Genomic DNA, 26125 nt, shown 5'->3' with positions numbered 1-26125 from the left:
ATGAGTCGCGCCTGCCTGCTCGCGGCCCTGCTGGCCGCCCCCTTCGCCCATGCCGAGATGACAGCGCTCGACGACGAGCAACTGTCGGACGTGCAGGGTGCCGGCATCGGCTTCGTCCTCGACAGCGCCATGGTCGACGGCAACAAGGCCACCATCGCGATCAATGGCGTGACCAACACCGCCACCGGGCAGAACGTGCCGATCACGGTAAAGGAGCTGTACGTCGCCGCCACTGGCAGCAACAAGGGCAGCACCCTGGCGCCGGTGACTCTCGGCCGTCTCAATTTCCCGTTCAAGCTGAATCTGGCCAAGGGTTCGGTGCTGACCACCCAGCTCGACGACGGGCGGGTGGTCAGCACCTTGCCGGACACCGCGGACGTGATCGAGCTGGCTTTCCCCAGCCTGGTGAGCGGCGCCGGCGGCCAGCCGTGCATCGCTGGTTACGCCGGTGCCGGCAGCAACTGCTCGAGCCGGGCCAGCGAAAAGGTCGACGCCGGCATCCGCTTCGACTTCGGCGTCACTTCCACGCGCACCGATGTGCTCAACCTGGACTTCTCCGAACTGGCGATGGACGGTTCCTACCTGCGCTTCTGGGGCGCCAACGCGCGCAGCCAACTGGTTGGCGAGATGCGCCTGAACCTCTACGCCAAGACTTTCGAGATCATGTCCTGCGGTGCTGGCTCGCCCAGTTGCGTCAGAGCCGCCGAGCAGGCCGCGCGCACCGTCTACCTGACCAACGCCTATGCCAGCGTCGCGCTTGGCTACGGGAAGTCGCAGCCGTTGCTGTTCTCGGTCACCGCCGACGGCAACTTCACTTTCGAACTGCCCAAGCTGACCCTGGCCAACGCCGCTGACTTCTACGCCAATGCGCCGCGCACCAGCCTGGTGATCGAGAACCTCAACATCGGCGGTACCCGGCCAGGCTACGGGCAGGTACCGACCGGCGGCTACAACATGGGCCGCAACGAGATATCCGGGCTCAGCTTCAACTACCTGAAGGTGACGTCGCACAACCTCTGAGGTGGCGGCGGGAAACGAGGTACGCAGCACATGGCCAAGCAGACTCATCCACTGGCAGGCGGCATCGGCATCCTCGCGGCGCTGGCGCTGCTGTTCAGCGCTTCGGCCGGGGCCGAGTTGCGCTCGCTGGGCGATAGCGATCTGGACGACGTGGTCGGCCAGGCCGGGATCAGCATCAGCGCCTCGCTCAATCTCCAGGAAAATCCTTCGCAGACGCGCTGCGCCGGCGGCTGCGGCGCGCGCCTGGCGATCCAGCCGGCCGGCAGCGGCAACAACTACCTGGTGATCGACGATATCAGCGGCAAGTTCAGCTTCGACGAAGTCACCCTGGACGTGGTGACCATCAAGGACGGTTTCGGCGGCGACGGCGCCGCCTTCAACCGCCCGGTGCTGCGCGTCGGCCTGAAGGACACCAGCTTCCAGGACCTGCGCTTCACCATCGCTGGCGCCAACAAGGCGCGCGGTACCGATCCCGGGCTGGTGCAGACCAACCTGGTCAGCGCACGCATCGACGGCACCCTCAAGCTGCAGGGCAACGTCAATATCTTCACCGTCGCCCCGCGTTGAGGGCGAACCGTCGCATGGCGGGACAAAGCCGCTCCGCCGAGGTCGAAGAACCGCTATCATTGCCTGCCTGAACGCCGGGGGCGAAACCGTCCCCGCGCATCGCCTAATTGCCGGTGCCCGAGATTTGATCGAAGAACAGCGTCGCCGCGCCTTCCTGGGCGCGATGCAGATAACCAGTTGGCTGCCCCGCCAGCCGTTGCCGTTCGCCGCACCCTCGCGGCCGGAGTTGCTGGAGACCCCGCCCCGGGAAGAGCCGGCGGTGCCTGTGCGTGCGCGCGCCGCGATCGATGCGCCGCAGGCCCGCGTCCCGCAAGCCGAGGCGCCGGCCAGCGCGCCGAGCGTGGCTCCCGCCGCGCCCGTGGAAGGCCGGGGGATCCCGATCAGCCTGCCGAAGCCGGGCGCCCCGGCGGCGAAGAAAGCCGAGCCGGTCGCGCCGGTCGAAGAGGCCCCGGCCGAGCCGCCGGCGGTCCAGGCCCCGCCGCCGCGCTTCGCCTTGCAACTGCTGCAGGCGGGCTCCTGCACCCTGCTGGTCGAACTGCCCACCGGCGAACCCTTCGCCAGCCGCGATCCGGGTTACCTGCTGCTGCGCGACCTGCTGCGCGCCGCCGGCCTGCCGGACAGCCCGCGGCTGATCGGCGAACCGGTACGCTGGCCGCTGCTGGCGCGCGGCAACCTCGACCAGGGGCCGCAAGCGGCCCTGGAGTTCGTCCAGAGCTTCGTCGCCGCGCGCATGGAGGAGAGCGAGCGTAGCCGCTGCCTGTGGTTGGTCGGCCTGCCGGCGATCCGCTTCGCCGGCGAGGGCGACGAGGGCAGCCTGTTCCGCGAGCTGCAGGTGGACGGTCTGGGCGCAACCTGGGCAGTGCCGGGCCTGGAAGCCCTCATGGAAGAACCCGCCCTCAAGGGCGAGCTGTGGCGCGCCATGCGCCGTGTCCGTCAGCGCTGGTCGAGCGAGATTCAATGAGCGATGCGATTTCCTTCCGCCCGATGACCGAGGCGGACCTCGATGCCGTGCTGAAAATCGAATATGCCGCCTTCAGCCACCCCTGGACCCGTGGCATCTTCAGCGAAGGCCTGAAGAACTACCATTGCTGGCTGATGTTCGAGGGTAGCCAGCAGGTCGGCCATGGCGTCATCCAGATCATCCTCGACGAGGCGCATCTGCTGAATATCACGGTGAAGCCCGAAAGCCAGGGGCGTGGCCTCGGTCTGCGCCTGCTCGAACACCTGATGCGCGAGGCGGCCGGCCACCAGGCTCGCGAATGCTTCCTCGAAGTGCGCGCTTCCAACCAGGCCGCCTACCGCCTCTACGAACGCTACGGTTTCAACGAGATCGGCCGCCGTCGCGACTACTACCCCGCCGTCGGCGGGCGCGAAGACGCCCTGGTCATGGCCTGTACCCTGTTCGACTGAGGCTTGCTCCGCTTCCCTGCCGGCAACTAGCTATCACTTGGAGTAGCTGGCTGGCCTTCTGGCACCGCCGTACCCTTACCAGCATTCCGATTCTCGCCTGCATACCGCAGGCAGGTCCCTTCATGCGGTAACCCTTCGCGGGAGTGCGAAGTCAGGTCGACAGCGGCCGGTGGCAGGATGCGCAGACTGGAGCCCCCCATGTGCGACACCCTGATCCTTCGCCACCAGGGCCAGACCTGGTTCGCCAAGAACAGCGACCGCGAGCCCGCCGAACCGCAGCGTCTGCTGCGCCTGCCGGCGGTGCGCAACGATCCGGAAGCGCGCTTGCGCACCACCTACCTCGACATTCCCCAGGCCGCCCAGCGGCATGCGCTGGTGATCAGCCAGCCGAGCTGGATCTGGGGCGCGGAAATGGGCGTCAATGAGCACGGCGTGGCCATCGGCAACGAAGCGGTGTTCACCAAGCTGACCCGTCAGCGCGGCACCGCGCTGCTCGGCATGGACCTGCTGCGCCTGGGACTGGAGCGCGGCGCCAGCGCCCGCGAGGCGCTAGAGGTGATCACCGGGTTGTTGCAGCGTTACGGCCAGGGCGGCCCGGCCGGCTACCGCGACAAGCGCATCCGCTACGACAACAGCTTCCTCATCGCCGACCCCGGCGAAGCCTGGGTGCTGGAAACCGCCGGCAACCTGTGGGCGGCGAAGAAGGTCGAGCGCTGGGCCATCTCCAACGCCCTGACCCTTGGCCACGAATTCGACCTGTGCAGCCGCGACCTCGAGGACCAGGCACGCCGCCAGGGCTGCTGGGATGGTCGCGGCGACTTCCACTTCGCGCGGGTCTTCGACACCCGCCTGTTACCCTGGGTCGGCGGTGCGCACCGGCGCTGTCGGATCAACCAGCGCTTCCTCGACAGTCTGCCTGGCGAGCCGGACTGGCACGCGCTGTTCGCCGCGCTGCGCCACCATGGCCCGCGCGGGGACCACTTCCGCCGCCACAACAACCGCCAGGTATGCATGCACGCCGGCAGCTTCTGGCGGCCTTCGCAGACCACCGCCAGTCTGGTCGCCCGCTTGCGCGACGACGGCCCGCTGCTGGCCGCCACCGGTACTTCGGCGCCGTGCCTGGGACTGTTCCAGCCGCTGTCCTTCGATCCGGCCTCCGGCACCGCCGTGCTCAGCCAGCCGCGCGAGGCGGTACAGGAGTCCCCCTGGTGGCGCTTCGAGGCGGTGCACCGCCGCGCGCTCACCGACCGTGCCTTCCGCCGGCTCCTGCGCAGCGGCCGCGATTGGCTGGAACGGGAACTCTTCGCCGACCTCGAACAGCCCGACTGGCCGCGCCTGGCAGAGGACGCCGCAGCCTGGCACGCCTGTTGGCATGATCAGGTCGCCATGCAGCCGCTGGCGCAGCAGCGCTGGTGGCGTAGCCACGCCGCGCTGTGACGCTTGTCAAACGGGCATCGCCTTCCGTAAGGTGCTGCACCGGTCAAACGAGGGGCATGCCATGAGCGACTTGCAGCAACTGTTCGAGAACAACGTCCGCTGGGCCGAAGCGATCAAGCAGGAAGACCCGGACTTCTTCGCCAAGCTGGCCCGCCAGCAGACCCCCGAGTACCTCTGGATCGGCTGCTCCGACGCGCGGGTGCCGGCCAACGAAATCGTCGGCATGCTGCCCGGCGACCTGTTCGTCCATCGCAACGTCGCCAACGTCGTGCTGCACACCGACCTCAACTGCCTGTCGGTGATCCAGTTCGCCGTCGACGTGCTCAAGGTCAAGCACATCCTGGTCACCGGCCACTACGGCTGCGGCGGCGTGCGCGCCTCCCTGCACAACGATCAGCTCGGCCTGATCGACGGCTGGCTGCGCAGCATTCGCGACCTCGCCTACGAATACCGCGAGCACCTGGAGCAGTTGCCGACCGAGGAAGAGCGCGTCGATCGCCTCTGTGAGCTCAACGTGATCCAGCAGGTGGCCAACGTCAGCCACACCAGCATCGTCCAGAACGCCTGGCACCGCGGCCAGTCGCTGTCCGTGCATGGCTGCATCTACGGGATCAAGGATGGCCTGTGGAAAAACCTTAACGTCACCGTCAGCGGCCTCGACCAGTTGCCGCCGCAGTATCGCTTGAGTCCGCTGGGCGGTTGCTGCTGAGAGAGGCGGAAGCTCTTCCCTGCGCGTTCCCCTCTCCCTGGAGGGACAGGGGAACTGTCGAGGACGGCTTCAGAACTCCACGCTATACGTCAGGCTGTAGGTCCGCCCCCGTCCCTTGTAGTCGAACAGTCCCGCTGGTGCGAGCCCGCCGTAGTAGACCTGCGCGCGTTGTCCCCAGACCGTGGTGTAGTCCTTGTCCAGCAGGTTCTGGATGCCCGCGGTGAGGGTGCCCACCGGCAGCGCCTGGGTGCCGAGCAGGTCGAACAGCGCGTAGCCGTCGATCTTGTTGCCCGGCTCGTCGTTCAGGTTGAAGGTGCGCACGCCCTGCAGGCGCAGGCTGCGCTGGTCGTCCTTCCAGCCGACGAAGGCGCCGGCCTTGGACGGGCTGGCCGAGGTCACGTCCTGCTTCAGCCAGCGGCCGTCGACCTTCTCCTGGGAGCGGATGGCCAGGCCGTTGACGCCGACCTGCCAGTGATCGTCCAGCCAGTAGGTAGCCTGGCCCTCCAGGCCGTAGTTGCGCTTCTTGGTGTCCTGCTGCAGCACCGCCAGGGTCTTCGAGTCGTACTTGATGCTCTTGTCCGACCAGGAATAGAACGCCGCCACCTGGGTATCCAGGGCACCGTCGGTGTGCCGCCAGCCCAGCTCGACCTGCTTGGTCTTGATCCCGTCCAGCGGCGAGTCGTTCACGCTGACCCCCTGCAACAGCGGGTAGTGGCCATTGCCGTCGGCTGCGCCGTAGCGTCCGAAACCGTAGTACTTGGCCGGATCCGGCAGCTCGAAGCCTTCGCTGTAGTTGGCCCAGACCTGTTGTTGCAGGTTCAGCTTGTAGATGGCGCCGACGTTGACCAGGTTGACGTCGTAGTCCTTGCTCCCGCCCGGAACCGCGTCGGCGGTCTTGCCGAGGCCGTTGGCGATGAGGATCTGCTGGTTCGCCGCAACGAAGTCGCTGACGTCGGTGCTCATCGACTGGCGCCGCACGCCGGCGCTCAGGGTCAGGTCGTCGGTGGCCTTCCAACTGCCCTGGAGGAAGAAGGCGCGGCTGTCGGTATCGATGTCCGGGTAGCGGCCCAGCTTGGCCTGTTCGCTGGCTACCAGCCCGCCGCTGGCGGCGGCGAGCGGCAGGTTGAAGAGCATCTGGTCGGACGTGAATTTTTCCCGGTCCAGGTCCACCCCGTAGGTCAGGCTGGCGCGCTCCCAGGTCTTCACCAGGGCCAGTTTCATCCCGTAGTAGTCGGTGTCCTGCTGCGAGGCCGAGTAGTAGGAAGTGCCGTAGTTGATTGCGCCACTATTGCTGTAGCGGATGGTGGGGAAGGGGTTGAAGGCCATCTTCTCGTTGCGGTAGTAGGCCTGCAGGTAGAGGTCGTGGCCCAGCACTTCCGGCGCGTGGTAGGTGGCGTTGAACTGATGGCGCTTGCTCTCCGGCTCGCGGTCGAGGTCGACGCCGCCCTTGATCGAATAGGGTGCCCGTCCGCGCAGGGCATCGAAGTTGCGCCCAAGATCGAGGCCGCGGTCGCCGTCGTAGCCGGAGTCGTAGTACTGCAGGCCGAGATCGAGGCTGTGGCCATTGGCGAAAGTGAAGCCAAGGCTGCCCATCAGGTCCACCGACCTGTTGTACTGCAGGTCGGTCTGGGTGATGTCCGTCAGTACCTGGTCGCCACTGCCGTCGTAGGCCGCTCCGTTCTTCTGGTAGGCGATGGCCAGGCGGCCGTTGAACAGGTCGTTGCCGCCGCTGATCGACTGCGCCGCGCGCAGGTCGTGGTCCTCATGGCTCTGGAAGCCGCTGCGGGCGCCCAGCTCGGTGTTGAAGCGAGTGTCGCCGCCGACGCCCTTCTTGGTCACGATGTTGATGATCCCGCCGGTGGCGCCGCCGCCGTACACCGCGCTGGCGCCGGACATCACCTCGATGCGCTCGATGTTGAATGGGTCGATGGAGTCGAACTGCCGGCTGATGCCCCGTGAACTGTTCAGCGACACCCCGTCGATCATCACCAGTACGCTGCGTCCGCGCAGGTTCTGGCCGTTGTTGGTACGACCCTGGGAGCCGATATCCAGGCCCGGGATCAATTGTCCCAACGCCTCCTTCAGCGGCACGCCGGCCTGGGTCTGCTGGTCCAGTTGCTCGCGCTCGATCACCCAGACCGTGCCGGGCAACTCGCTGATGCTGGTCGGCGCGCGCGAGCCGATCACCACCATCTGCTGCTCCACCGGATCGGCAGCCAGCGCAGGAGCGGAAAACGAAGCGAAGAGGGACAGGGAAAGCGCCAGGGGAGCCGGGCGCAAAGGGATGGAGCGGGGCATGAGGAGATTTCCGAGTTGCTGTTGTTTTGATGGGCGGCAAAGCTAAACAAATCGATAATGATTATCAAATGATTCGAACTGTTTCAATGAGGCATGCCTGGCATCCAAAGCAAGATGAAATGCCTGACACGGGGCGCTGCGCATGGCGTGGCCCTACAGCGGATCCTCGGGCATTCCTCGATGATGATGCGGTATGCACATCTGTCGCCGGAGCACTTGGAATCGGCGATGCGCTTTTCTCCGATTACTCAGTCTGGCTACAAATTGACCACATGAGGATCTGTGGTAATCTGTAGTGAAGTTAACGCTTAACGTTAAGGGTTAATGAATGATTCTGACCTTTCGCTGCGACGAGACTCGTCAGCTTTTTGAGACGGGTCTTTCGAGGCGGTGGGGAGCGATCCTCACAGTCGCTACGCGTAAGCTCGCAATGCTTCATGCGGCTACGGAGCTTCGAGACCTGCGCTCTCCACCTGGAAACCGGTTGGAGCCGTTGCAGGGAAAGCGGGCGGGCCAACATAGCATCAGGATCAATGACCAATGGCGTGTCTGTTTCGTCTGGACGGATGCGGGTCCCGAAGAAGTCGAAATAGTTGATTACCACTGAGGAGGTGGACCATGGCTACCAATGGTATGCGCCCCATCCATCCTGGGGAAATATTGCGCGATGAGTTTCTGATGGAGTTGGATATCTCTCCAGCTGCTCTAGCACGCGCTTTGAAAGTCTCCGCTCCGACAGTGAACGATATCGTTCGTGAGCAGCGTGGTATCTCCGCAGATATGGCGATTCGTCTGGGGCGTTACTTTGATACGTCCGCTCAGTTCTGGATGAATCTCCAGAGTGAGTATTCGTTAGCAACTGCTTATGCGGCGAATGGCAAGCAGATCGAACATGAGATTGAGCCGCTGCTTGCTCACGGATAGCAGTGACGTTGATCGTAGAGCCCCGCAGATGCGGGGCTTTTTATGCGAACCGTAAATCGGTAAAGGGGGCGTAGACGGTTTGTAGTCGGTTTGTAGTCTGCCGACCAAAACAAAAAGGGGTTAGCTTGCGCTAACCCCTTGAAAAATATGGTGGCTACACCGGGACTTGAACCTGGGACATCAGCATTATGAATGCTGCGCTCTAACCGACTGAGCTATGTAGCCGAGTGGCGCGCATTTTCCGTATCTCGGGCGGGGCTGTCAACCCCTGGGGCTAGATAATTTTCTGATCTTTCAATCGTTTAGACGGAAGGGGTCGGATCGCCGGAGAGCGGGCGGTGGGGAGGGACGGGAACGAAAAAGCCCCGGCACTTGGCCGGGGCTTTCCTGGGACGGGAAGGGGATTACACGTTGAAGCGGAAATGCATCACGTCGCCGTCCTTGACGATGTAGTCCTTGCCTTCCAGGCGCCATTTACCGGCTTCCTTGGCGCCCTGTTCGCCCTTGAACTGGATGAAGTCGTCGTAGGCGACCACTTCGGCGCGGATGAAGCCTTTCTCGAAGTCGGTGTGGATCACGCCGGCGGCCTGCGGGGCGGTGGCGCCGACGCGGACGGTCCAGGCGCGGACTTCCTTCACCCCGGCGGTGAAGTAGGTCTGCAGGTTGAGCAGGCCGTAGCCGGCACGGATCACACGGTTCAGGCCGGGCTCCTCGAGACCGAGGGACTCGAGGAACATGTCCTTCTCTTCGCCGTCTTCCAGCTCGGCGATCTCGGCTTCGATCTTGTTGCACACAGGCACCACCACCGCGCCTTCTTCCTCGGCGATGGCCTTTACCACATCCAGGTGCGGGTTGTTCTCGAAGCCGTCCTCGGCGACGTTGGCGATGTACATCACCGGCTTGCTGGTCAGCAGGTGGAAGCTGCGCACCAGGCGCTTCTCCTCGTCACCGAGGTTCTTCAGCAGCGAACGCGCCGGCTTGCCCTCGGTGAAGTGGGGGATGAGCTTTTCCAGCAGGGCCTTCTGGGCCAGGGCTTCCTTGTCGCCGCCCTTGGCGTTGCGGGCGACTTTCTGCAGTTGCTTCTCGCAGCTGTCGAGGTCGGCGAAGATCAGTTCGAGGTCGATGATCTCGATGTCGCGCTTGGGGTCGACACTGTTGGACACGTGGATCACGTTGTCGTCTTCGAAGCAGCGCACCACGTGGGCGATGGCGTCGGTCTCGCGGATGTTGGCGAGGAACTTGTTGCCCAGGCCCTCACCCTTGGAGGCGCCCGCCACCAGGCCGGCGATGTCGACGAATTCCATTGTGGTGGGCAGTACGCGCTCGGGCTTGACGATCTCGGCCAGGGCGTTCAGGCGCGCGTCGGGCATCGGCACGATGCCGCTGTTCGGCTCGATGGTGCAGAACGGGAAGTTTTCCGCCGCGATACCGGATTTGGTCAGGGCGTTGAACAGGGTGGACTTGCCGACGTTGGGCAGGCCGACGATGCCGCAGTTGAATCCCATGCTATGTCCCTCGCGCTCAGACAGGCGCTAGAAAAGTGGTTCAGGCCTTCTGGCTGTGCAGCTTCTGCATCGCCCGGGTCCAGTCCCCGGCGAGCATTTCCGGCAGCACGCCGAGGGCGAAGTCGATGCTGGTGTCGAGCAGTTCCTGCTCGCTGCGCGGGGCGCGGCCGAGCACGTAACCGGAAACCAGGCTGCTGTGCCCCGGATGGCCGATGCCAAGCCGCAGGCGATGGAAAGAATTCTGATTGCCGAGCTGGGCGATGATATCGCGCAACCCGTTGTGCCCGCCGTGTCCGCCGCCGGTCTTGAGCTTGGCGACGCCAGGGGGCATGTCGAGTTCGTCGTGGGCGACCAGGATGGCGTCCGGGGCGATCCGGAAGAATCCCGCCAGCGCCGCCACGGACTGGCCGCTGCGGTTCATGTAGGTAGTCGGGATCAACAGACGAACGTCCTTGCCCTGGTGGCTGAACTTGCCGACCAGGCCGAAATACTTGCGGTCAGCCACGAGGCTGACGCCCTGGGCATGCGCCAGGCGCTCAACGAAAAGGGCCCCCGCGTTATGCCGGGTCTGGTCGTATTCAGGACCCGGGTTTCCCAGGCCAACGATCAGTTGTACGGCAGTCACGACGGGAGCCCCTCTCTATAAAAAGGCGATCGAGTAATGAATTACTCGGCGGCGCCTTCTTCGCTACCTTCTTCCTTCACCACGCGGGAAGCGTGGATGTTGGCAACGGCCAGATCGTTGCCGTGGGCCAGTTGTACCAGCTCGACGCCTTTCGGAGCCTTGAGGTCCGACAGGTGAACGATCTGGCCCAGCTCGACCTTGGCCATGTCGACTTCGATGAATTCCGGCAGGTCTTTCGGCAGGCAGGAAACTTCGACTTCGGAGATGGTGTGGGAGATCTCGCCACCGGATTGCTTGACGCCAACGGCTACTTCTTCGTTGATGAAGTGCAGCGGTACGTGGGCGGTCAGCTTGTGGTCGGCGACCACGCGCAGGAAGTCGGCGTGCATCACGAAGCCTTTCGCCGGATGGCGCTGCAGGGCCTTGATCAGTACGGTTTCCTTGGCGCCGCCAACGTTCAGGGCGATCACGTGGCTGAAGGCAGCCTCGTTTTCCAGGAGCTTGGCGATTTCGCGCAGTTCCAGGGTTACGGACTGGGGCTCTTTGTCGCCGCCGTAAACGACAGCAGGAACCAGACCGGCGTTACGACGCAGGCGGCGGCTCGCACCTTTCCCCAGATCGGAACGCACTTGGGCATTCAGAATAAAGTCGACCATTGTGTATCTCCAAAAATAACAATGCGCCCGAACGCTTGCGACCAGCGTTCGGGCGATTTCAAAGGCCCCGCCGGAGCGGGGCGTTTTCGTTCAGGCGCGTTCGCCGAGGCTGGGCCTCAGCGGAACATCGCGCTGATCGATTCTTCGTTGCTGATCCGGCGCATGGCTTCCGCAACGACCGGAGCGATGTCCAGCTGGCGGATGCGGCCACAGGCCTGGGCAGCGGCGGACAGCGGGATGGTGTTGGTCACCACCAGCTCGTCCAGTACGGATTTCTCGATGTTCTCGATGGCACGGCCGGACAGCACCGGGTGGGTGCAGTAGGCGATGACCTTGGCGGCGCCGTGCTCTTTCAGGGCCTTGGCGGCGTGACCGAGGGTGCCGGCGGTATCGACCATGTCGTCTACCAGTACGCAGGTACGGCCTTCGACGTCACCGATGATGTGCATCACTTCGGACTGGTTGGCCTTGGGACGACGCTTGTCGATGATCGCAAGGTCAACGCCCAGGGACTTGGCCACGGCGCGCGCGCGCACCACGCCGCCGATGTCCGGGGAGACGATCATCAGGTTCTCGAAGCGCTGGTCTTCGATATCGTCCACCAGCACGGGGGAACCGTAGATGTTGTCTACCGGGATATCGAAGAAGCCCTGGATCTGATCCGCGTGCAGGTCGACCGTGAGGACACGGTTGACCCCGACGACGGTCAGCATGTCGGCCACTACCTTGGCGCTGATGGCCACGCGGGCGGAACGCGGACGGCGATCCTGGCGAGCATAGCCGAAGTAGGGGATGACAGCGGTGATACGAGTGGCCGAGGAGCGGCGGAAGGCATCGGCCATCACCACCAGTTCCATCAGGTTGTCGTTGGTCGGCGCGCAGGTCGGCTGAATCAGGAATACGTCCTTGCCGCGGACGTTTTCGTTGATTTCGACGCTGATTTCGCCATCGGAGAATTTGCCAACTGAAACATCGCCAAGAGGAATGTGCAGCTGACGCACGACGCGTCGTGCAAGATCGGGGTTAGCGTTCCCCGTGAAGACCATCATCTTGGACACGCTACAGGTACCTGTGTCGACCGAAGGGATCCGGATGAAATACAGAAGAGGAAAATGGCAGGGGCGGCTGGATTCGAACCAACGCATGGCAGGATCAAAACCTGCTGCCTTACCGCTTGGCGACGCCCCTGTGGTATTGCTCGAATGCCGTTTCGGCATTCCTTTCTCAGACCAGAGTTTCCAGCTTCCGGTGCAACATCGAGATGTTGCTTCCTTTGGCGACGAACCTCTGAAGGTGGCCTGGAAGAAGGGCCGAGACTTTATCAGCTTCAGCTTTGTTTGGGAAGCTCCCAAACACACAACCTCCAGTGCCGGTTAATCTAGCTGAAACAAATTTGTTTAGCAAGATCAAAGCGTTACGAACTTCTGGGTAACGCCTCTCGACTACCGGCTGACAGTCGTTTCGGCTGTCCCCCTCGAGAACGGTGCGCACTTTAATGGCGGGAGAATCGCGTGTCAACAGTGGATCTGAAAAAATTTCTGCTGTGCTGACAAGTACTTGCGGAACCACGACGAGATACCAGGGCTCCGGGATGTCCACCGGGGTAAGCTTTTCGCCCACGCCCTCGGCGAAAGCCGCGCGTCCGCGGGTGAAGACCGGCACGTCGGCGCCCAGGCGCAGGCCCAGGGCGGCGATGCGGTCCTCGTCCCAGCCGAGTTGCCAGAGATGGTTCAAGGCCAGGAGCGTCGTGGCGGCGTCGGAGCTGCCGCCGCCGATGCCGCCCCCCATGGGCAAGCGCTTGTCCAGCCAGATGTCGACGCCTTGCGGGCTGCCGGAGGCTTCCTGCAGCCCGCGCGCGGCGCGCACGATCAGGTTGCTGTCGTGCGGCACCCCGGCGATTTCCGTGTGCAGGCGTACCTGGCCGTCCTGGCGGGCTTCGAAATGCAGCTCGTCGCCGTGGTCGAGGAATTGGAACAGGGTCTGCAACTCGTGATAGCCATCGTCGCGGCGGCCGAGGATATGCAGGAACAGATTGAGCTTGGCCGGGGCTGGCAGGCTGAGGCGCACGCTCATGTCAGCGGCCGAGCTGGCGCGGCTGCCAGTCCTTGATCACCAGGGTGACGTCGAGGTCCTGGCCGTGCAGCTTCAGGCGCTCGGGTAGCCAGTAGCCGTTCTGTTCGGCGTAGCGGGTGTATTCGATCTGCCAGCCGTCCTGTTCCAGGCGCGCCAGGCGACTGTCGGCGTCGAGGGTCAGGCGGCTCTTGCTGTCCGGCGCCGGGAGGCCGCGTACCCACCAGAGCAGGTGCGAGACCGGCAGGCGCCAGCCTAGTTGTTCTTCCAGCAGTGCTTCCGGGGACTCCGCCTGGTAGCGGCCCTGACCGGCGACTTCCAGGCTCACCGCGCCTTCACGCCCGGTCAGGCGTGCTGCGCCGCGGCCGAGCGGGCCGGACAGGCGGATGTCGTAGTAGCCCTGGCGCTGCAGCCAGAACAGGGTGCCGCTGCCGGAGTCGCGCGGGGCGCGGATGCCGACCTTGCCGTCGATCTGCCAGGCATCCAGCTCGCTGAGTTGCTGCTTGTGGGTTTTCCAGGTCTGCGCATCGCCCTGGCCTTCCAGGGCTTCGTGGGAGGTCAGGCCGGCGCAGCCGCTGAGCAGGGCCAGCGCGGAGGCGGCGAGGAAAAGACGTAGACGCATGGTTTCAAGGAGTCTCGGCGCCGGTCAGGCGCTTGATGGTGCGGCGCAGCACGTCGCTGTCGGGCTGCTTGTCGAGGTATTCGCGCCAGATGGCTCGGGCGTCGTCTTGGCGCCCCTGGGCCCAGAGGACTTCGCCCAGGTGCGCGGCGACCTCGTGGTCGGGGTAGCGCTGCAGCGCCTGGCGCAGGTAGCGCTCGGCGTCCGCCAGCTTGCCCTGGCGATAGTTGATCCAGCCCATGCTGTCGAGGATCGCCGGGTCGTCCGGGTTCAGCTTGTGCGCCTTGAGGATCAGCTCGCGCGCCTCGGTGTAGCGGGTAGTGCGGTCGGCCAGGGTGTAGCCGAGGGCGTTGAGGGCCATGGCGTTGTCCGGCTCGCGGGCGATGACGAAGCGCAGGTCCTTTTCCATCTGCGCCAGGTCGTTGCGCTTCTCCGCCAGCATCGAGCGGGTGTAGAGCAGGTTGAGGTCCTCCGGGTACTGCTTCAGACCCTCCTGGATGGCCTGCCAGGCCTTTTCCTGCTGGTCGTTGTTGGACAGCGCCTCGGCTTCGATCAGGTACAGCTGGATGGCGTAGTCGGGTTGCTCGCTGCGCGCCTTGTCCAGGCGCTGGGCGGCTTCGTCGACGCGACCGGCCTTGAGCAGGACGTCGGTCTGGCGCAGTTGCGCCGGGAGGAAGTCATTGCCCGGACCAACCTGGGCGTACTCGTCGAGGGCACGCGCGGTGTCCTTCTGTTCCTCGGCGAGGCGTCCGAGGTTGAAGTGGGCGGCGTCGACGTGGCTGTCGCGCTCGACCAGTTCTTCCAGGTAGATCCTGGCTTCGTCCCAGGCCTGGGCTTCCAGGCAGACCAGCGCCAGGGAGAAACGCAGGTCGTCGTCGTCGGGGAATTGCTGGACCAGTCCGGCGAACTCGGCCTTGGCGTCGTCCAGGCGATTCTGCTCCACCAGCAGGCGCGCGTAGGCGAGGCGCACGCGTTTGTCGTCCGGGTGTTCCTTGATCCCGGCCTTGAGCAGCGGCAGGGCCTCGTCGCTGCGCTTCATGCTCTGCAACAGGCGCGAGCGGAGCAGCAGCGGGGCGACTTCGTGGCGGCTTGCGGAGTTGTCCTCGAGCAGGGTCAGGGCTTCATCCGGGCGGCCGTCCTGTTGCAGCAGCAGGGCCTTGCCGAACAGCAACTGGCCGTTGTTCGGGTATTTCTTCAACAGGTGGTCGAAGCTCTGCAGCAGGCCGGCGCGGGTATCCGGGTCGGTCTCCGCGGCAGACAGGGCGAGGAAGTCGAAGTGCGTGTCGCCCTGGCCGTTGAGGACCTTCTCCATGTACACCATGGACTCCTCGTAGCGCCCGGCGCGGGCCAACTGGATCGCGGCGGCGCGTTGGGCATCGAGGTTGTCCGGCGCGCTGCGCGCCCAGAGCAGGGAGGTGTCGAGGGCTTCCTGGTCGGCGCCGAGGTATTCGGCGATGCGGAAGGCGCGCTCGGAAACCCCGGGGTCGCGGGTTTTCTGCGCCTGCACCACATAGTTGCTCAGGGCGATGTCGAAGCGGTTGCGCTGCCCGGCCAGTTCGGCCACCAGCAGCGAATACAGGCTGTCCTCGCTGAAGGAGCCGTACTTTTCCGGCTTGGCCTTGGTCTCGACCGCGGTGTCTTCCACCGGCGGGGTGCCATCGGGAGTCTTGTGGATAAGTGACTGGCAGCCGCCGAGCAGCAGCGTGACGGTCAGCAGCGCAAGGGATTTGTTCATAGAGGAAGAAAGCCGGCCTTGAACCTGCGAGGGTGGCGCCATCATGACATAAGCCGTCCGGCAAGCCCAAGGGGGCCGGGACGGGCGTCGACGAAGCTGTCTATGGGGTCAATACATCGGCAATGGTTGTCCTGCCCTTGGCGAAGTAGGAGAATTGCGCGTTTCCCCGATTAGCTCAGCGATCCTGCATGGCCTTCATTGCCCTCGGCATCAATCACAAGACCGCCTCGGTGGCTGTCCGCGAGCGCGTGGCTTTCACTCCGGAACAGATGGTCGAGGCGCTGCAGCAGCTCTGCCGCCTGACCACCAGCCGCGAGGCGGCCATCCTGTCGACCTGCAACCGGAGCGAACTCTACCTGGAGATCGACCATCCGACCGCGGACGACGTGCTCGCCTGGCTGGCGGACTACCATCGCCTGACTCTCGACGAGTTGCGCGCCTGTGCCTATGTGCACCAGGACGAAGACGCGGTGCGCCACATGATGCGCGTGGCCTCCGGCCTCGACTCGATGGTCCTCGGCGAGCCGCAGATCCTCGGCCAGATGAAGTCGGCCTACGCCGTCGCGCGCGAGGCCGGCACCGTCGGTCCGCTGCTCGGCCGCCTGTTCCAGGCCACCTTCAGTACGGCGAAGACCGTCCGCACCGATACCGCCATCGGCGAGAACCCGGTGTCCGTGGCGTTCGCCGCGGTGAGCCTGGCCAAGCAGATCTTCAGCGACCTGCACCGCAGCCAGGCGCTGCTGATCGGCGCCGGCGAGACCATCACCCTGGTCGCGCGCCACCTGTTCGAGCAAGGCGTGAAGCGCATCGTGGTGGCCAACCGCACCCTGGAGCGCGCCAGCCTGCTCGCCGAGCAGTTCGGCGCCCATGCGGTGCTGCTTTCGGAGATACCCGAGGAGTTGGCCAACAGCGATATCGTCATCAGCTCCACTGCCAGCCAGTTGCCGATCCTCGGCAAGGGCGCCGTGGAGCGCGCGCTGAAGCAGCGCAAGCACAAGCCGATGTTCATGGTCGACATCGCCGTGCCGCGCGACATCGAGCCGGAAGTCGGCGAACTGGACGACGTCTACCTCTATAGCGTCGACGACCTCCACGAAGTAGTGGCGGAGAATCTCAAGAGCCGCCAGGGCGCTGCCCAGGCCGCCGAGGAACTGGTCGGCAGCGGCGTCGCCGAGTTCATGCAGCGCCTGCGCGAACTGGCCGCGGTGGACGTGCTGCGCGCCTATCGGCAGCAGGCCGAGCGCCTGCGCGATGAGGAGCTGGGCAAGGCCCAGCGGCAACTGGCCAACGGTGCCGACCCCGCCGAGGTGATGGCCCAGCTGGCCCGCGGCCTGACCAACAAACTGCTGCACGCGCCCAGCGTGCAGATGAAGAAAATGTCCGCCGAGGGCCGCATCGACGCGCTGGCCCTGGCCCAGGAGCTGTTCGCCCTCGACGAGGGCGCGCCGCGCCACTGACCGGTACCTATGCCTGCATGAAAGCTTCTCTGCTGAAAAAGCTGGATGTCCTCAGCGATCGCTACGAAGAACTGACGGCGCTGCTCGGCGACGCCGAGGTGATCAGTGACCAGACCCGCTTCCGCGCCTATTCCCGCGAGTACGCCGAGGTCGAACCGGTGATCCTGGCGTTCCGCGACTACCGCAAGGTGCAGGCCGACCTCGAGGGTGCCCAGGCGTTGCTCAAGGACAGCGACCCGGAGTTGCGCGACCTCGCCGAGGAGGAGGTCGCCGAAGCGCGCGGCCGCCTCGCCGCCCTCGGCGACAGCCTGCAGCGCATGCTGCTGCCGAAGGATCCCAACGACAGCCGCAACGTGTTCCTGGAGATCCGTGCCGGCACCGGTGGCGACGAGGCGGCGATCTTCTCCGGCGACCTGTTCCGCATGTATTCGCGCTACGCCGAGCGCCAGGGCTGGCGGGTCGAGACGCTGTCGGAGAACGAGGGCGAGCACGGTGGCTACAAGGAAGTGATTGCCCGGGTCGAGGGCGACAACGTCTACGCCAAGCTCAAGTTCGAGTCCGGCGCGCACCGCGTGCAGCGGGTGCCGGAAACCGAATCCCAGGGCCGGATCCACACTTCCGCCTGCACCGTCGCGGTGCTGCCGGAGCCGGACGAGCAGGCAGCGATCGAGATCAACCCGGCCGACCTGCGGGTGGACACCTACCGTTCCTCCGGTGCCGGCGGCCAGCACGTCAACAAGACCGACTCGGCGGTGCGCATCACCCACATTCCCAGCGGCATCGTGGTCGAGTGCCAGGAAGAGCGCTCGCAGCACAAGAACCGCGCCAAGGCCATGGCCTGGCTGGCGGCCAAGCTCAACGACCAGCAGCAGGCCGCGGCGCAGCAGGCGATCGCCAGCACGCGCAAGCTGCTGGTGGGCTCGGGCGACCGCTCGGAGCGCATCCGTACCTACAACTTCCCGCAAGGGCGGGTCACCGACCATCGCATCAACCTCACCCTGTACTCCCTGGGCGAGGTGATGGAGGGCGCGGTGGAACAGGTGATCGAGCCGCTGCTGCAGGAATACCAGGCCGATCAACTGGCGGCCCTGGGCGACTGACATGACCACTATCTGTACCCTTCTCAAGGATTCCCAACTGCCCGATTCGCCCAGCGCCCGGCTCGACACCGAGTTGCTGCTGGCGGCGGCGATGGGCAAGCCGCGCAGCTTCCTGCGTACCTGGCCGGAGCGCATCGTGCCGCGCGAGGCCAACGAGCGGTTCGACGACTGGATCGCCCGTCGGCGCAACGGCGAGCCGGTGGCCTACATACTTGGCCACCAGGGCTTCTGGAGCCTGGACCTGGAGGTCGCGCCACACACCCTGATCCCGCGCCCGGACACCGAACTGCTGGTGGAAACCGCGCTGGCGACCCTCGCGGCGGACACCGCTACCGTGCTCGACCTGGGCACCGGCACCGGCGCCATCGCCCTGGCCCTGGCCAGCGAACGGCCGCTGTGGACGGTGACTGCGGTGGACCGCGTGGAAGAGGCCGTGGCGCTGGCCGAGCGCAATCGCCAGCGGCTGCTCCTGGAGAACGTCGAGGTGCGCCGCAGCCACTGGTTCTCCGCTCTCGATGGCCGACGCTTCCGGATGATCGTCGGCAATCCGCCGTATATCCCTGCCAGCGATCCGCACCTGAGCGAGGGCGACGTGCGCTTCGAGCCGAAGAGCGCGCTGGTCGCGGGTAGCGATGGCCTCGACGATATCCGCCAGATCGTCGCCCAGGCGCCGCAGCATTTGCTGGACGAAGGCTGGTTGCTGCTCGAGCACGGCTATGATCAAGGGGCGGCTGTGCGCGAACTGCTCGGCGCCCGCGGCTTCGCCGGGGTACATACGTTGCGCGACCTCGGCGGCAACGAGCGGATCACTCTCGGACAATGGGTATGCTGAGCGACGAGGAACTGCTGCGCTACAGTCGCCAGATCCTGCTGGCGCAGGTCGACGTCGAGGGCCAGCTGCGCCTGAAGCGCAGCCGCGCACTGATCGTCGGTCTTGGCGGCCTGGGTTCGCCGGTGGCGCTGTACCTGGCCGCGGCCGGGGTCGGCGAGCTGCACCTGGCGGATTTCGATACGGTCGACCTGACCAACCTGCAACGGCAGGTCATCCACGATGGCACCAGCGTCGGTGTCGGCAAGGTGGAGTCGGCGATGCGCCGGCTGGGCGCGCTGAATCCGCAGATCCGCCTGGTCAGCCATAGCGCCGCGCTGGACAAGGACTCCCTCGATGCCGCCGTGGCGGCGGTCGACCTGGTGCTCGACTGCACCGACAACTTCGCCACCCGCGAGGCGGTCAACGTCGCCTGCGTGCGCGCCGGCAAGCCCCTGGTCAGCGGCGCGGCGATCCGTCTCGAGGGCCAGCTTTCGGTATTCGATACCCGCCGCGACGAAAGCCCCTGCTACCACTGCCTCTACGGGCACGGCAGCGAGGCCGAGCTGACCTGCAGCGAGGCCGGCGTGATCGGTCCGCTGGTGGGGCTGGTCGGTAGCCTGCAGGCGCTGGAGGCGCTCAAGCTGCTGGCCGGTTTCGGCGAACCGCTGGTGGGCCGCCTGCTGCTGGTGGACGCCCTCGGCACGCGCTTCCGCGAATTGCGGGTGCGTCGCGATCCTTCCTGTGCCGTCTGCGGGCAACGCCATGGCGGTTGAGTCGGCCGCGGTCGGCGTTTTCGATTCCGGGGTCGGCGGGCTCAGCGTATTGCGTGAGATTCGCGCGCGCCTGCCATCCGAATCGTTGCTCTACGTCGCCGACAACGCCCATGTGCCCTACGGCGAGAAGAGCGCGGAGTACATCCGCGAACGCTGCGAGCGGATCGGTGATTTCCTTCTGGAGCAGGGCGCCAAGGCTCTGGTACTGGCCTGCAATACCGCGACGGCTGCGGCTGCGGCGGAATTGCGCGAACGTTATCCGCAGGTGCCGCTGGTGGCCATGGAGCCGGCGGTGAAGCCGGCCGCGGCGGCCACCCGCAACGGTCGGGTCGGCGTCCTGGCCACCACCGGAACTCTGAAGAGCGCGCGTTTCGCCGCCTTGCTCGACCGCTTCGCCAGCGACGTACAGGTCTTCACCCAGCCCTGCCCGGGGCTGGTCGAGCGCATCGAAGCCGGCGATCTCTATGGGCCGCAAACCCGGGCACTGCTGGAACGCCTGCTGGCGCCCATCCTCGAACAGGGCTGCGATACGCTGATCCTCGGCTGTACTCATTATCCCTTCGTCAAACCCCTGCTGGCCGAGCTGATCCCGACGGAGATGGCGGTGATCGATACGGGAGCGGCTGTCGCCCGGCAGTTGGAGCGCGTATTGTCGGCGCGGGCGCTACTGGCCTCTGGCCAGGCCGCGACGCCACGTTTCTGGACCAGCGCGCTGCCGGAGGAGATGGAAAGGATCCTGCCGATCCTCTGGGGAAGCCCGGAAAGCGTAGGAAAATTAGTCGTTTAGTCGTGCCTGGCAGACGTGACAGCGATTTTTTGAACTAAAGCGTTTGGTCTAGTATCTGCTTTAGTAAGTGCGCTCTTATAATGCGCAGCTTGAATGCGGGGGCTTTCATGCAACTTTCGAAAAGGACGTTTCAATGAAGAAACTACTTCCGCTGGCCGTTCTGGCCGCACTTTCCTCCGTCCACGTGGCCTCCGCCCAGGCGGCGGACGTCTCGGCCGCCGTCGGTGCGACCGGCCAGTCGGGCATGACCTATCGCCTGGGCCTGAGCTGGGATTGGGACAAGAGCTGGTGGCAGACCTCCACCGGGCGCCTGACCGGCTACTGGGATGCGGGCTACACCTATTGGGAAGGTGGCGATGAAGGCGCCGGCAAGCATTCGCTGTCGTTCGCTCCGGTATTCGTCTACGAGTTCGCCGGCGACTCGATCAAGCCATTCATCGAGGCCGGTATCGGCGTGGCGGCGTTCTCCGGCACCCGTGTCGGCGACCAGAACCTGGGTTCCTCCCTGAACTTCGAAGACCGCATCGGTGCCGGCCTGAAGTTCGCCAACGGCCAGTCGGTCGGCGTTCGGGCGATCCACTATTCCAACGCCGGCCTGAAACAGCCGAACGACGGTATCGAGTCCTACAGCCTGTTCTACAAGATCCCGATCTAGTCGGCACGGTCGAAAAAAGCCGGGTTCATCCCGGCTTTTTCATGCCTGCGATTCTTCCACCACGCCGCACCGCACTATGGAAAGAGCGAGCCATTTGGCGGGAGGCGATAGCTCGCTGACGCGCCCTACGCGCGACCATCGCGCGGCGGCAGGTTGCGGAAAGCCGCCAGCGCCCGTTCGCGGCTGGCCTTCAGGTCGACCATCGGCCGTGGATAGTCGACCCCGGCGAACAGCCCCAGGCTGGACGGATCGTGGATCGCCTTGCGCTCCAGGCCGGCCAGTTCCGGCAGCCAGTGGCGGATGAACTCGCCGCGTGGATCGAAGCGTTCGGACTGCGAGAGCGGATTGAACAGGCGGAAGTAGGGGACGGCGTCGGTGCCGGTGGATGCGCTCCACTGCCAGCCGCCGTTGTTCGCCGCCAGGTCGCCGTCGATGAGGTGGCGCATGAACCAGCGTTCGCCTTCGCGCCAGTCGATCAGCAGGTTCTTGCTGAGGAACATCGCTACCACCATCCGCAGGCGATTGTGCATCCAGCCGGTGGCGAGCAACTGGCGCATTGCCGCGTCGATGATCGGTATGCCGGTGCGCCCCTGTTGCCAGGCTTCGAGTTCCGCCGGGGCCTGGCGCCAGCGCAGGGCTTCGGTCTCCTCGCGGAAGGGGCGGTGCCGGGAGACCCGTGGGTAGCCGACCAGGATGTGCTTGTAGAACTCGCGCCAGAGCAGTTCGTTGATCCAGGTCGCGGCGCCTTGCTGGCCGCCGCTGAACTCGCCGCGGTTGGCAACCAGCGCGGCGTCCAGGCATTGCCTGGGCGAGAGTACGCCGGCGGCCAGGTAGGGCGACAGTTGGCTGGTGCCGGGAAGCGCCGGGAAGTCGCGCCGTTCATGGTAGTCGGCCAGGTGCTGGTCGGCGAAGTCGCGCAGGCGTTCCTGCGCTACCTCTTCGCCTGCCGGCCAGAGGCGGCGCAAGCTATCGGCCGGCCGCGGGAAGGCGGGCACGGCATCCGGCAGCGGGTCGCTGGCCAGCGCGTGCGGTGGCTGGGGCTGCGGACGCGGGCGGACACCCGGCAGGGCCTGGTACAGCCGTTCGTGGCAGACCTTGCGGAACTGGCTGAACACCTGGAAATAGCCGCCAGTTCGGGTCAGCACCGAGCCGGGGGCGAAGAACAGCTGGTCGAGGTGGCTGTGGAAGGCCACGCCCTGTTCACGCAGGCGTTGGCCGACGGCCTGGTCGCGGCGTTCCTCGTTCACCCCGTATTCCTGGTTGACGTGTACCGCGCCGACTCCCAGTTCCCGACAGAGCCGGCCGATGACTTCCGGGGCTTGCCGCCAGTGGCCGCAGTCGCGCACCAGCAGCGGGATGTTCAGCGCGGCGAGCTGGCGTTGCAGCTCGCCCAGGTTGCGCAGCCAGAAGTCGACCTTGCAGGGCGCATCGTCGTGTTCCCGCCACTGCGCCGGGCTGAGCAGGTAGAGAGCCACGCAAGGGCGCCCATCGGCGGCGGCGAGGAGCGCGCTGTTATCGGTGGTTCGCAGGTCGCAGCGAAACCAGATCAGGTTCATCGGAAGTCCGTTCATGGGTTCAACAGACCTCGTTCGCCGAGCAGGCGGCGGGCTTCCAGGGGCGTGCTCGCCAGCAGCAGGCCAGTTAGCGCCAGGGTTTCGAAGGCTTCGCGCTGGATCTCCACGGCCGGTCCGACCAGCACCACCGGGCAGCTCACCCCTGCCAGCAGGCGCGGCAGGTGCTCCGGATTGAGGCGATGACTGGCGTACAGCAACACGCCGCGAGCTTCCAGGCGTTCGCAGGCCAGGGCCAGTTCGGCCGGTGGCAGCGGCCAGTCGAAGACCTGCAGCGGCACCTCGCCGCTGCCGAGCAACCAACTGCACAGCCAGAGGTTCGGTTCCAGCGACAGCTCGGACTGGTTGACCAGCAGCAGCGGCGCGCCCTGTTGCAGCCGTTGCTGGTGATAAAGGCGGGCGCCCAGCTTGCTGCGCAACCAGGAGAAGAAGAAGGCCCGCTCCATGCGCGCGCCGAACTGTCCCTGCCAGCGTCGTTCGAGGTGCTGCAGCAAGGGTTGCAGAAGCTTTTCGCAGAGGGTCGCTACCGGATAGAGCGACGCGGCCTGGTTGAACAGATCGTCGAGGCGTCGCTCGGCCAGCGCGGCGATGGCGTCCAGCAGCTGTTCGTGCAGGCGTTCCCAGGGGGATTCGACATCCGCCGCCGGGGTTTCCTCCGGACGCTCCAGCAGCGCGCGCACCTGGCTGATGGCGACGCCACGCTCGAGCCAGACGAGTATCCGGCGGATGCGCTCGACCTGCTCTTCGCTGTAGAGCCGGTGCCCCTTGCCGGTGCGTTGCGGCACCACCAGGCCATAGCGGCGCTCCCAGGCGCGCAGGGTGACCGGATGGACGCCGGTCAGACGAGTGACTTCGCGGATCGGCAGGCCGCCGCGTTCGAGGTGGGGCGAGTTCATCGGGAAATCCTAGAGCGCGTTGCGCAGGCCGAGTTCGGTCGGGTGCGGTTGCAGGTAGGCCTGCTGGGCGATGTATGCATGCGGGTGGCGACGGAAGTGGTGCTTTAGCAGGGTCAGCGGTACCACCAGCGGCACGCTGCCATGCCGGTATTGCTCGATCAGCTCGCGCAATTCACGCCTGTCTTCGGTTGCGAGGTCGCGTTTCAGGTAGCCGCTCAGGTGCAGCAACACGTTGCCATGGCTGCCGCGGGTCGCGCAGCGGCGCAAGCCCTGCATCAGCTCGCCGAAGTAGCGAGTGCCGAGGGCTTCCGGCTGGTAGTGGCCGGCTTCGCCGAGCAGGCGGCCGAGGCTGCGGTAGTGCTCCGGCGAATGGGCCAGCAACTGGTACTTGTAGCGGCTATGGAAGGCGACGATGGCCGAATGGCTGAGGCCGCGCTGGCGCAGGGCCTGCCAGTGGGCATGGGCATACACGCGGGTGAGGAAGTTCTCCCGCAGGACCGGATCGTGCAGCCGGCCTTCTTCTTCCACCGGTAGCTCCGGCAAGGCTTCGCAAAGGGCTGCGGCGAAGCGTCCACGGCCTTCGGCGCGCGGCGCGCCGCCGCCTTCTGGATAGACCTTGACCCGTTGCAGCCCGCAGGACGGCGAGCGTTGCATGAAGATGAAACCGTCCAGCGTATCCGCCCGTTGCGCCACCCGCCGCGCATATTCGGCGAGCGCTCCGCCGACCGCCAGGCCGTCGCGGCTCCGCGCCTCGGCGGCTTCCGGAGTGCCTTCCAGGCGAATCGCCGGGCGCGGCGTGCCCAGGCCGATGGCCTGTTCCGGGCAGAAGGAGACGAACTCGACGTGTCGCGCCAGTTCCTCGCAAAGCGCGGATCGCTTGTGGCCGCCGTTGAAGCGCACCGGTTCGCCGAGCAGGCAGGCGCTGATGCCGAGTCGGGGCGTCAGGGAAGGGTGAGATTCGTGCATCGGTGTCGTCTCCCGAGGGGAAAGGAGGTTCGCGCGCAGCTCGACAGCCAGGCGGTCATACGACACATCCTAGAACTTATCTTGTACAGGTCAATGTATTTGTATAGGTATTTTCTTGTCACATCGGGCCGCCAGGCGACGGCCCGATCCCCTCAGAGATGTTCCAGCAGGCGCCGCGCGGCTTCCTGGCCGCTGAGCCAGGCGCCTTCGACGCGGCCGCTGGAGCACCAGTCGCCGCAGGCGTAGATGCCCAGGTCGGGATCGCCGAGGGCGCCCCACTGGTGGGCCTCCGCCGGGCGTGCATAGAGCCAGCGGTGGGCGATGCTGAAGGCGGCTTCCGGTACGGCGCAGCCGATCACTTCGGCGAAGGCGCAGCGCAGGTGCTCGACCACGTCCTCCTTGGCCATGTCGATGTGCTGCCGGCTCCACTGGCTGGTGGCGTGCAGCACCCAGGTGTCGAGGGTGGTGTCGCGCCCCGGCTTGCTGCGATTGCAGGCCAGCCAGGCGATCGGACTGTCGTGCACGAAGCAGCCCTGCACCGGGGTGTCGAGTACCTCGCGGAAGCCTAGCGCCACCGCCCAGGTCGGCTCCATGACCACGCTCGCGGCGGTGGCCGCCAGTTTCGGCACGCTGGCCAGCAGCGGCGTGGCCTGGGGAGCGGGGATGGCGATCAGGACCTGGTTGAACGGACCGTGGTTCTGTCCCTCGGCGTCCTGCAGGTGCCAGTGTTGCTTGCCGCGGAAGACCTCGGTGATGCGGCAGGAGAAGACCACTTGCAGATCGGTGAGCAGGGCGCGGGTGATCGCACTCATCCGTGGGATGCCGACCCAGCGTGGCTGCTCGTCCGGGGAGGGGCTCAGCTGGCCGTCGCGGTATTGGTAGAGAGCGGGTTTCCACTCGTCCACCCAGCCTTCCTCGCGCCAGTGTTGCAAGGCGTCGAGGAAGCGCCGGTCGCGGGCGGTGAAGTATTGCGCGCCGAGGTCCAGCGTGCCGGCCTCGCTGCGCTTGCTGGCCATGCGGCCGCCGCTGCCGTGGCCCTTGTCGAACAGTTGTACGGTCTGGCCGGCGGATCTCAATGCGTGGGCGGCGGAAAGCCCGGCGATGCCAGTACCGATGATGGCGATGGGGACGCTCATGACATGCCTCTCTGGTTGTGTAGCGTCTGGACAGGCGAATCAGGTTTCTTGTACAAGCTTGATTTAATGTACAGTATTGCGCGTGCTTCGAGGCGCACCTTGCATCGCGCCGATGGCGCGCCTGCGGCGCACGGCTCGCTTCCTGGCCTGTCGAACCTTCAGACGTTCCGTTCGGAAGTATCAACCGAGTTATCTGAAGAATAGACGGCTGGCGCCGTTCACTAAGGCACCAGTGCGATGCAAGCCCTGTTCCTTGGCTGAGTCGAAAACGACGCCAGGGTTCCCCGGCCGGAGCCGACGGATCTTCCATCCACAGGATAACGCCGGAATGGGGGAAGGATGCACGGTCATCGGGCAGATCGATGTCCAGGGTCCAGACTGAAAGGGCACGCAGGCAA

26 protein-coding genes, 2 tRNA genes and 1 pseudogene are annotated in these 26125 nt (G+C 65.6%); 15 read left to right on the top strand and 14 right to left on the bottom strand.

Translation table 11 applies throughout. From position 1 onward, the window contains the following. The 6 genes from AT700_RS24335 (at position 1) to can (ending at position 5143) form a co-directional block, all read left to right on the top strand. Complete coding sequence (locus tag AT700_RS24335; RefSeq protein WP_014603325.1) at positions 1–1020, top strand: hypothetical protein; 1020 nt, start codon at positions 1–3, stop codon at positions 1018–1020. A gap of 30 nt (positions 1021–1050) precedes the next feature. Beyond that, positions 1051–1587 carry a DUF6160 family protein gene (locus AT700_RS24330; RefSeq protein ID WP_003141635.1) on the top strand — a complete coding sequence of 179 codons (537 nt, stop codon included), beginning with the start codon at positions 1051–1053 and terminating at the stop codon, positions 1585–1587. A gap of 259 nt (positions 1588–1846) precedes the next feature. After that, on the top strand, positions 1847–2548 hold the full coding sequence (locus tag AT700_RS24325; protein WP_003141633.1) for a hypothetical protein: 702 nt from the start codon (positions 1847–1849) through the stop codon (positions 2546–2548). Continuing rightward, on the top strand, positions 2545–2997 hold the full coding sequence (gene rimI / locus AT700_RS24320) for a ribosomal protein S18-alanine N-acetyltransferase (protein WP_003095025.1): 453 nt from the start codon (positions 2545–2547) through the stop codon (positions 2995–2997). Before AT700_RS24325 ends, rimI begins: the two co-directional genes overlap by 4 nt. Before the next feature lie 198 nt (positions 2998–3195). Next, positions 3196–4434, top strand: coding sequence for a C69 family dipeptidase (locus AT700_RS24315; protein WP_009316205.1), 1239 nt, complete (start codon positions 3196–3198; stop codon positions 4432–4434). 61 nt (positions 4435–4495) lie between these two features. Next, positions 4496–5143, top strand: a complete 648-nt coding sequence (can, locus tag AT700_RS24310; RefSeq protein ID WP_003095021.1) for a carbonate dehydratase — start codon at positions 4496–4498, stop codon at positions 5141–5143. A gap of 69 nt (positions 5144–5212) precedes the next feature. Here the strand turns inward: can and AT700_RS24305 are convergent, their stop codons facing one another. Then, positions 5213–7441, bottom strand: a complete 2229-nt coding sequence (locus tag AT700_RS24305; protein ID WP_003099265.1) for a TonB-dependent receptor — start codon at positions 7439–7441, stop codon at positions 5213–5215. A 150-nt stretch (positions 7442–7591) separates the two neighbouring features. On the opposite strand from AT700_RS24305, the pseudogene AT700_RS30505 reads away from it, so the two are divergent. From AT700_RS30505 to AT700_RS24300, 3 genes and pseudogenes are all read left to right on the top strand, one after another. Then, positions 7592–7717, top strand: a pseudogene (locus AT700_RS30505) (integrase); the annotation flags it as partial. A 52-nt stretch (positions 7718–7769) separates the two neighbouring features. Further along, positions 7770–8048 (top strand): type II toxin-antitoxin system RelE/ParE family toxin, encoded by a 279-nt coding sequence (locus AT700_RS29905; RefSeq protein ID WP_003113526.1) that lies wholly within the window; start codon positions 7770–7772, stop codon positions 8046–8048. A gap of 11 nt (positions 8049–8059) precedes the next feature. Next, complete coding sequence (locus AT700_RS24300; RefSeq protein ID WP_003099268.1) at positions 8060–8365, top strand: HigA family addiction module antitoxin; 306 nt, start codon at positions 8060–8062, stop codon at positions 8363–8365. 148 nt (positions 8366–8513) lie between these two features. Here the strand turns inward: AT700_RS24300 and AT700_RS24295 are convergent. From AT700_RS24295 to lbcA, 9 genes are all read right to left on the bottom strand, one after another. Then, positions 8514–8590 (bottom strand) — tRNA-Met (locus AT700_RS24295). A 179-nt stretch (positions 8591–8769) separates the two neighbouring features. Continuing rightward, entirely contained in the window at positions 8770–9870 is a 1101-nt protein-coding gene (gene ychF, locus AT700_RS24290; RefSeq protein ID WP_003099270.1) for a redox-regulated ATPase YchF, read from the bottom strand. A gap of 40 nt (positions 9871–9910) precedes the next feature. After that, positions 9911–10495: an aminoacyl-tRNA hydrolase gene (pth, locus tag AT700_RS24285; protein ID WP_003099278.1), complete on the bottom strand. Its 585-nt coding sequence runs from the start codon at positions 10493–10495 to the stop codon at positions 9911–9913. A gap of 41 nt (positions 10496–10536) precedes the next feature. Further along, positions 10537–11151 carry a 50S ribosomal protein L25/general stress protein Ctc gene (locus tag AT700_RS24280; protein ID WP_003095013.1) on the bottom strand — a complete coding sequence of 205 codons (615 nt, stop codon included), beginning with the start codon at positions 11149–11151 and terminating at the stop codon, positions 10537–10539. 116 nt (positions 11152–11267) lie between these two features. After that, the gene (locus AT700_RS24275; protein ID WP_003099281.1) at positions 11268–12209 is read right to left on the bottom strand and encodes a ribose-phosphate pyrophosphokinase; all 942 of its coding nucleotides are present in this window, start codon (positions 12207–12209) and stop codon (positions 11268–11270) included. 55 nt (positions 12210–12264) lie between these two features. Beyond that, positions 12265–12339: transfer RNA gene (locus AT700_RS24270), tRNA-Gln, on the bottom strand. A gap of 36 nt (positions 12340–12375) precedes the next feature. Next, positions 12376–13224 (bottom strand): 4-(cytidine 5'-diphospho)-2-C-methyl-D-erythritol kinase, encoded by an 849-nt coding sequence (gene ispE / locus AT700_RS24265; protein ID WP_003117426.1) that lies wholly within the window; start codon positions 13222–13224, stop codon positions 12376–12378. A gap of 1 nt (position 13225) precedes the next feature. After that, positions 13226–13843, bottom strand: a complete 618-nt coding sequence (lolB, locus tag AT700_RS24260) for a lipoprotein insertase outer membrane protein LolB (RefSeq protein WP_003095005.1) — start codon at positions 13841–13843, stop codon at positions 13226–13228. A gap of 4 nt (positions 13844–13847) precedes the next feature. Beyond that, the gene (lbcA, locus tag AT700_RS24255; protein WP_003162407.1) at positions 13848–15620 is read right to left on the bottom strand and encodes a proteolytic complex protein LbcA; all 1773 of its coding nucleotides are present in this window, start codon (positions 15618–15620) and stop codon (positions 13848–13850) included. A 143-nt stretch (positions 15621–15763) separates the two neighbouring features. On the opposite strand from lbcA, the gene hemA reads away from it, so the two are divergent. From hemA to pagL, 6 genes are all read left to right on the top strand, one after another. Then, complete coding sequence (gene hemA / locus AT700_RS24250; protein WP_003095001.1) at positions 15764–17032, top strand: glutamyl-tRNA reductase; 1269 nt, start codon at positions 15764–15766, stop codon at positions 17030–17032. 17 nt (positions 17033–17049) lie between these two features. Next, entirely contained in the window at positions 17050–18132 is a 1083-nt protein-coding gene (gene prfA / locus AT700_RS24245) for a peptide chain release factor 1 (protein WP_003099290.1), read from the top strand. A 1-nt stretch (position 18133) separates the two neighbouring features. After that, positions 18134–18964 (top strand): peptide chain release factor N(5)-glutamine methyltransferase, encoded by an 831-nt coding sequence (gene prmC / locus AT700_RS24240; RefSeq protein WP_003117429.1) that lies wholly within the window; start codon positions 18134–18136, stop codon positions 18962–18964. Then, a complete protein-coding gene (locus tag AT700_RS24235) occupies positions 18958–19716 on the top strand; it encodes a molybdopterin-synthase adenylyltransferase MoeB (protein WP_003099296.1) in 759 nt (252 codons plus the stop codon). The genes prmC and AT700_RS24235 overlap by 7 nt, the downstream gene beginning before the upstream one ends. Further along, positions 19706–20503, top strand: coding sequence for a glutamate racemase (gene murI, locus AT700_RS24230; protein ID WP_022580115.1), 798 nt, complete (start codon positions 19706–19708; stop codon positions 20501–20503). Before AT700_RS24235 ends, murI begins: the two co-directional genes overlap by 11 nt. 133 nt (positions 20504–20636) lie before the next feature. Continuing rightward, positions 20637–21158: a lipid A 3-O-deacylase gene (gene pagL / locus AT700_RS24225; RefSeq protein ID WP_003099307.1), complete on the top strand. Its 522-nt coding sequence runs from the start codon at positions 20637–20639 to the stop codon at positions 21156–21158. A 125-nt stretch (positions 21159–21283) separates the two neighbouring features. Here the strand turns inward: pagL and phrB are convergent, their stop codons facing one another. The 4 genes from phrB to AT700_RS24205 all read right to left on the bottom strand — a co-directional run bounded on the left by phrB (position 21284) and on the right by AT700_RS24205 (position 25727). Next, positions 21284–22729, bottom strand: a complete 1446-nt coding sequence (gene phrB / locus AT700_RS24220; protein WP_003121048.1) for a deoxyribodipyrimidine photo-lyase — start codon at positions 22727–22729, stop codon at positions 21284–21286. Further along, positions 22726–23625 (bottom strand): MerR family transcriptional regulator, encoded by a 900-nt coding sequence (locus AT700_RS24215; RefSeq protein ID WP_003094990.1) that lies wholly within the window; start codon positions 23623–23625, stop codon positions 22726–22728. Before AT700_RS24215 ends, phrB begins: the two co-directional genes overlap by 4 nt. Positions 23626–23634: 9 nt before the next feature. After that, the gene (locus AT700_RS24210; protein WP_003099314.1) at positions 23635–24591 is read right to left on the bottom strand and encodes a DUF523 and DUF1722 domain-containing protein; all 957 of its coding nucleotides are present in this window, start codon (positions 24589–24591) and stop codon (positions 23635–23637) included. Between the two features lie 152 nt (positions 24592–24743). Then, positions 24744–25727, bottom strand: coding sequence for an NAD(P)/FAD-dependent oxidoreductase (locus AT700_RS24205; protein WP_003099318.1), 984 nt, complete (start codon positions 25725–25727; stop codon positions 24744–24746). Positions 25728–26125: the final 398 nt, after the last annotated feature.

The organism is Pseudomonas aeruginosa, assembly GCF_001457615.1.
GTDB classification, from domain to species: domain Bacteria; phylum Pseudomonadota; class Gammaproteobacteria; order Pseudomonadales; family Pseudomonadaceae; genus Pseudomonas; species Pseudomonas aeruginosa.
This window is presented reverse-complemented; position numbering and strand designations above follow the sequence as displayed.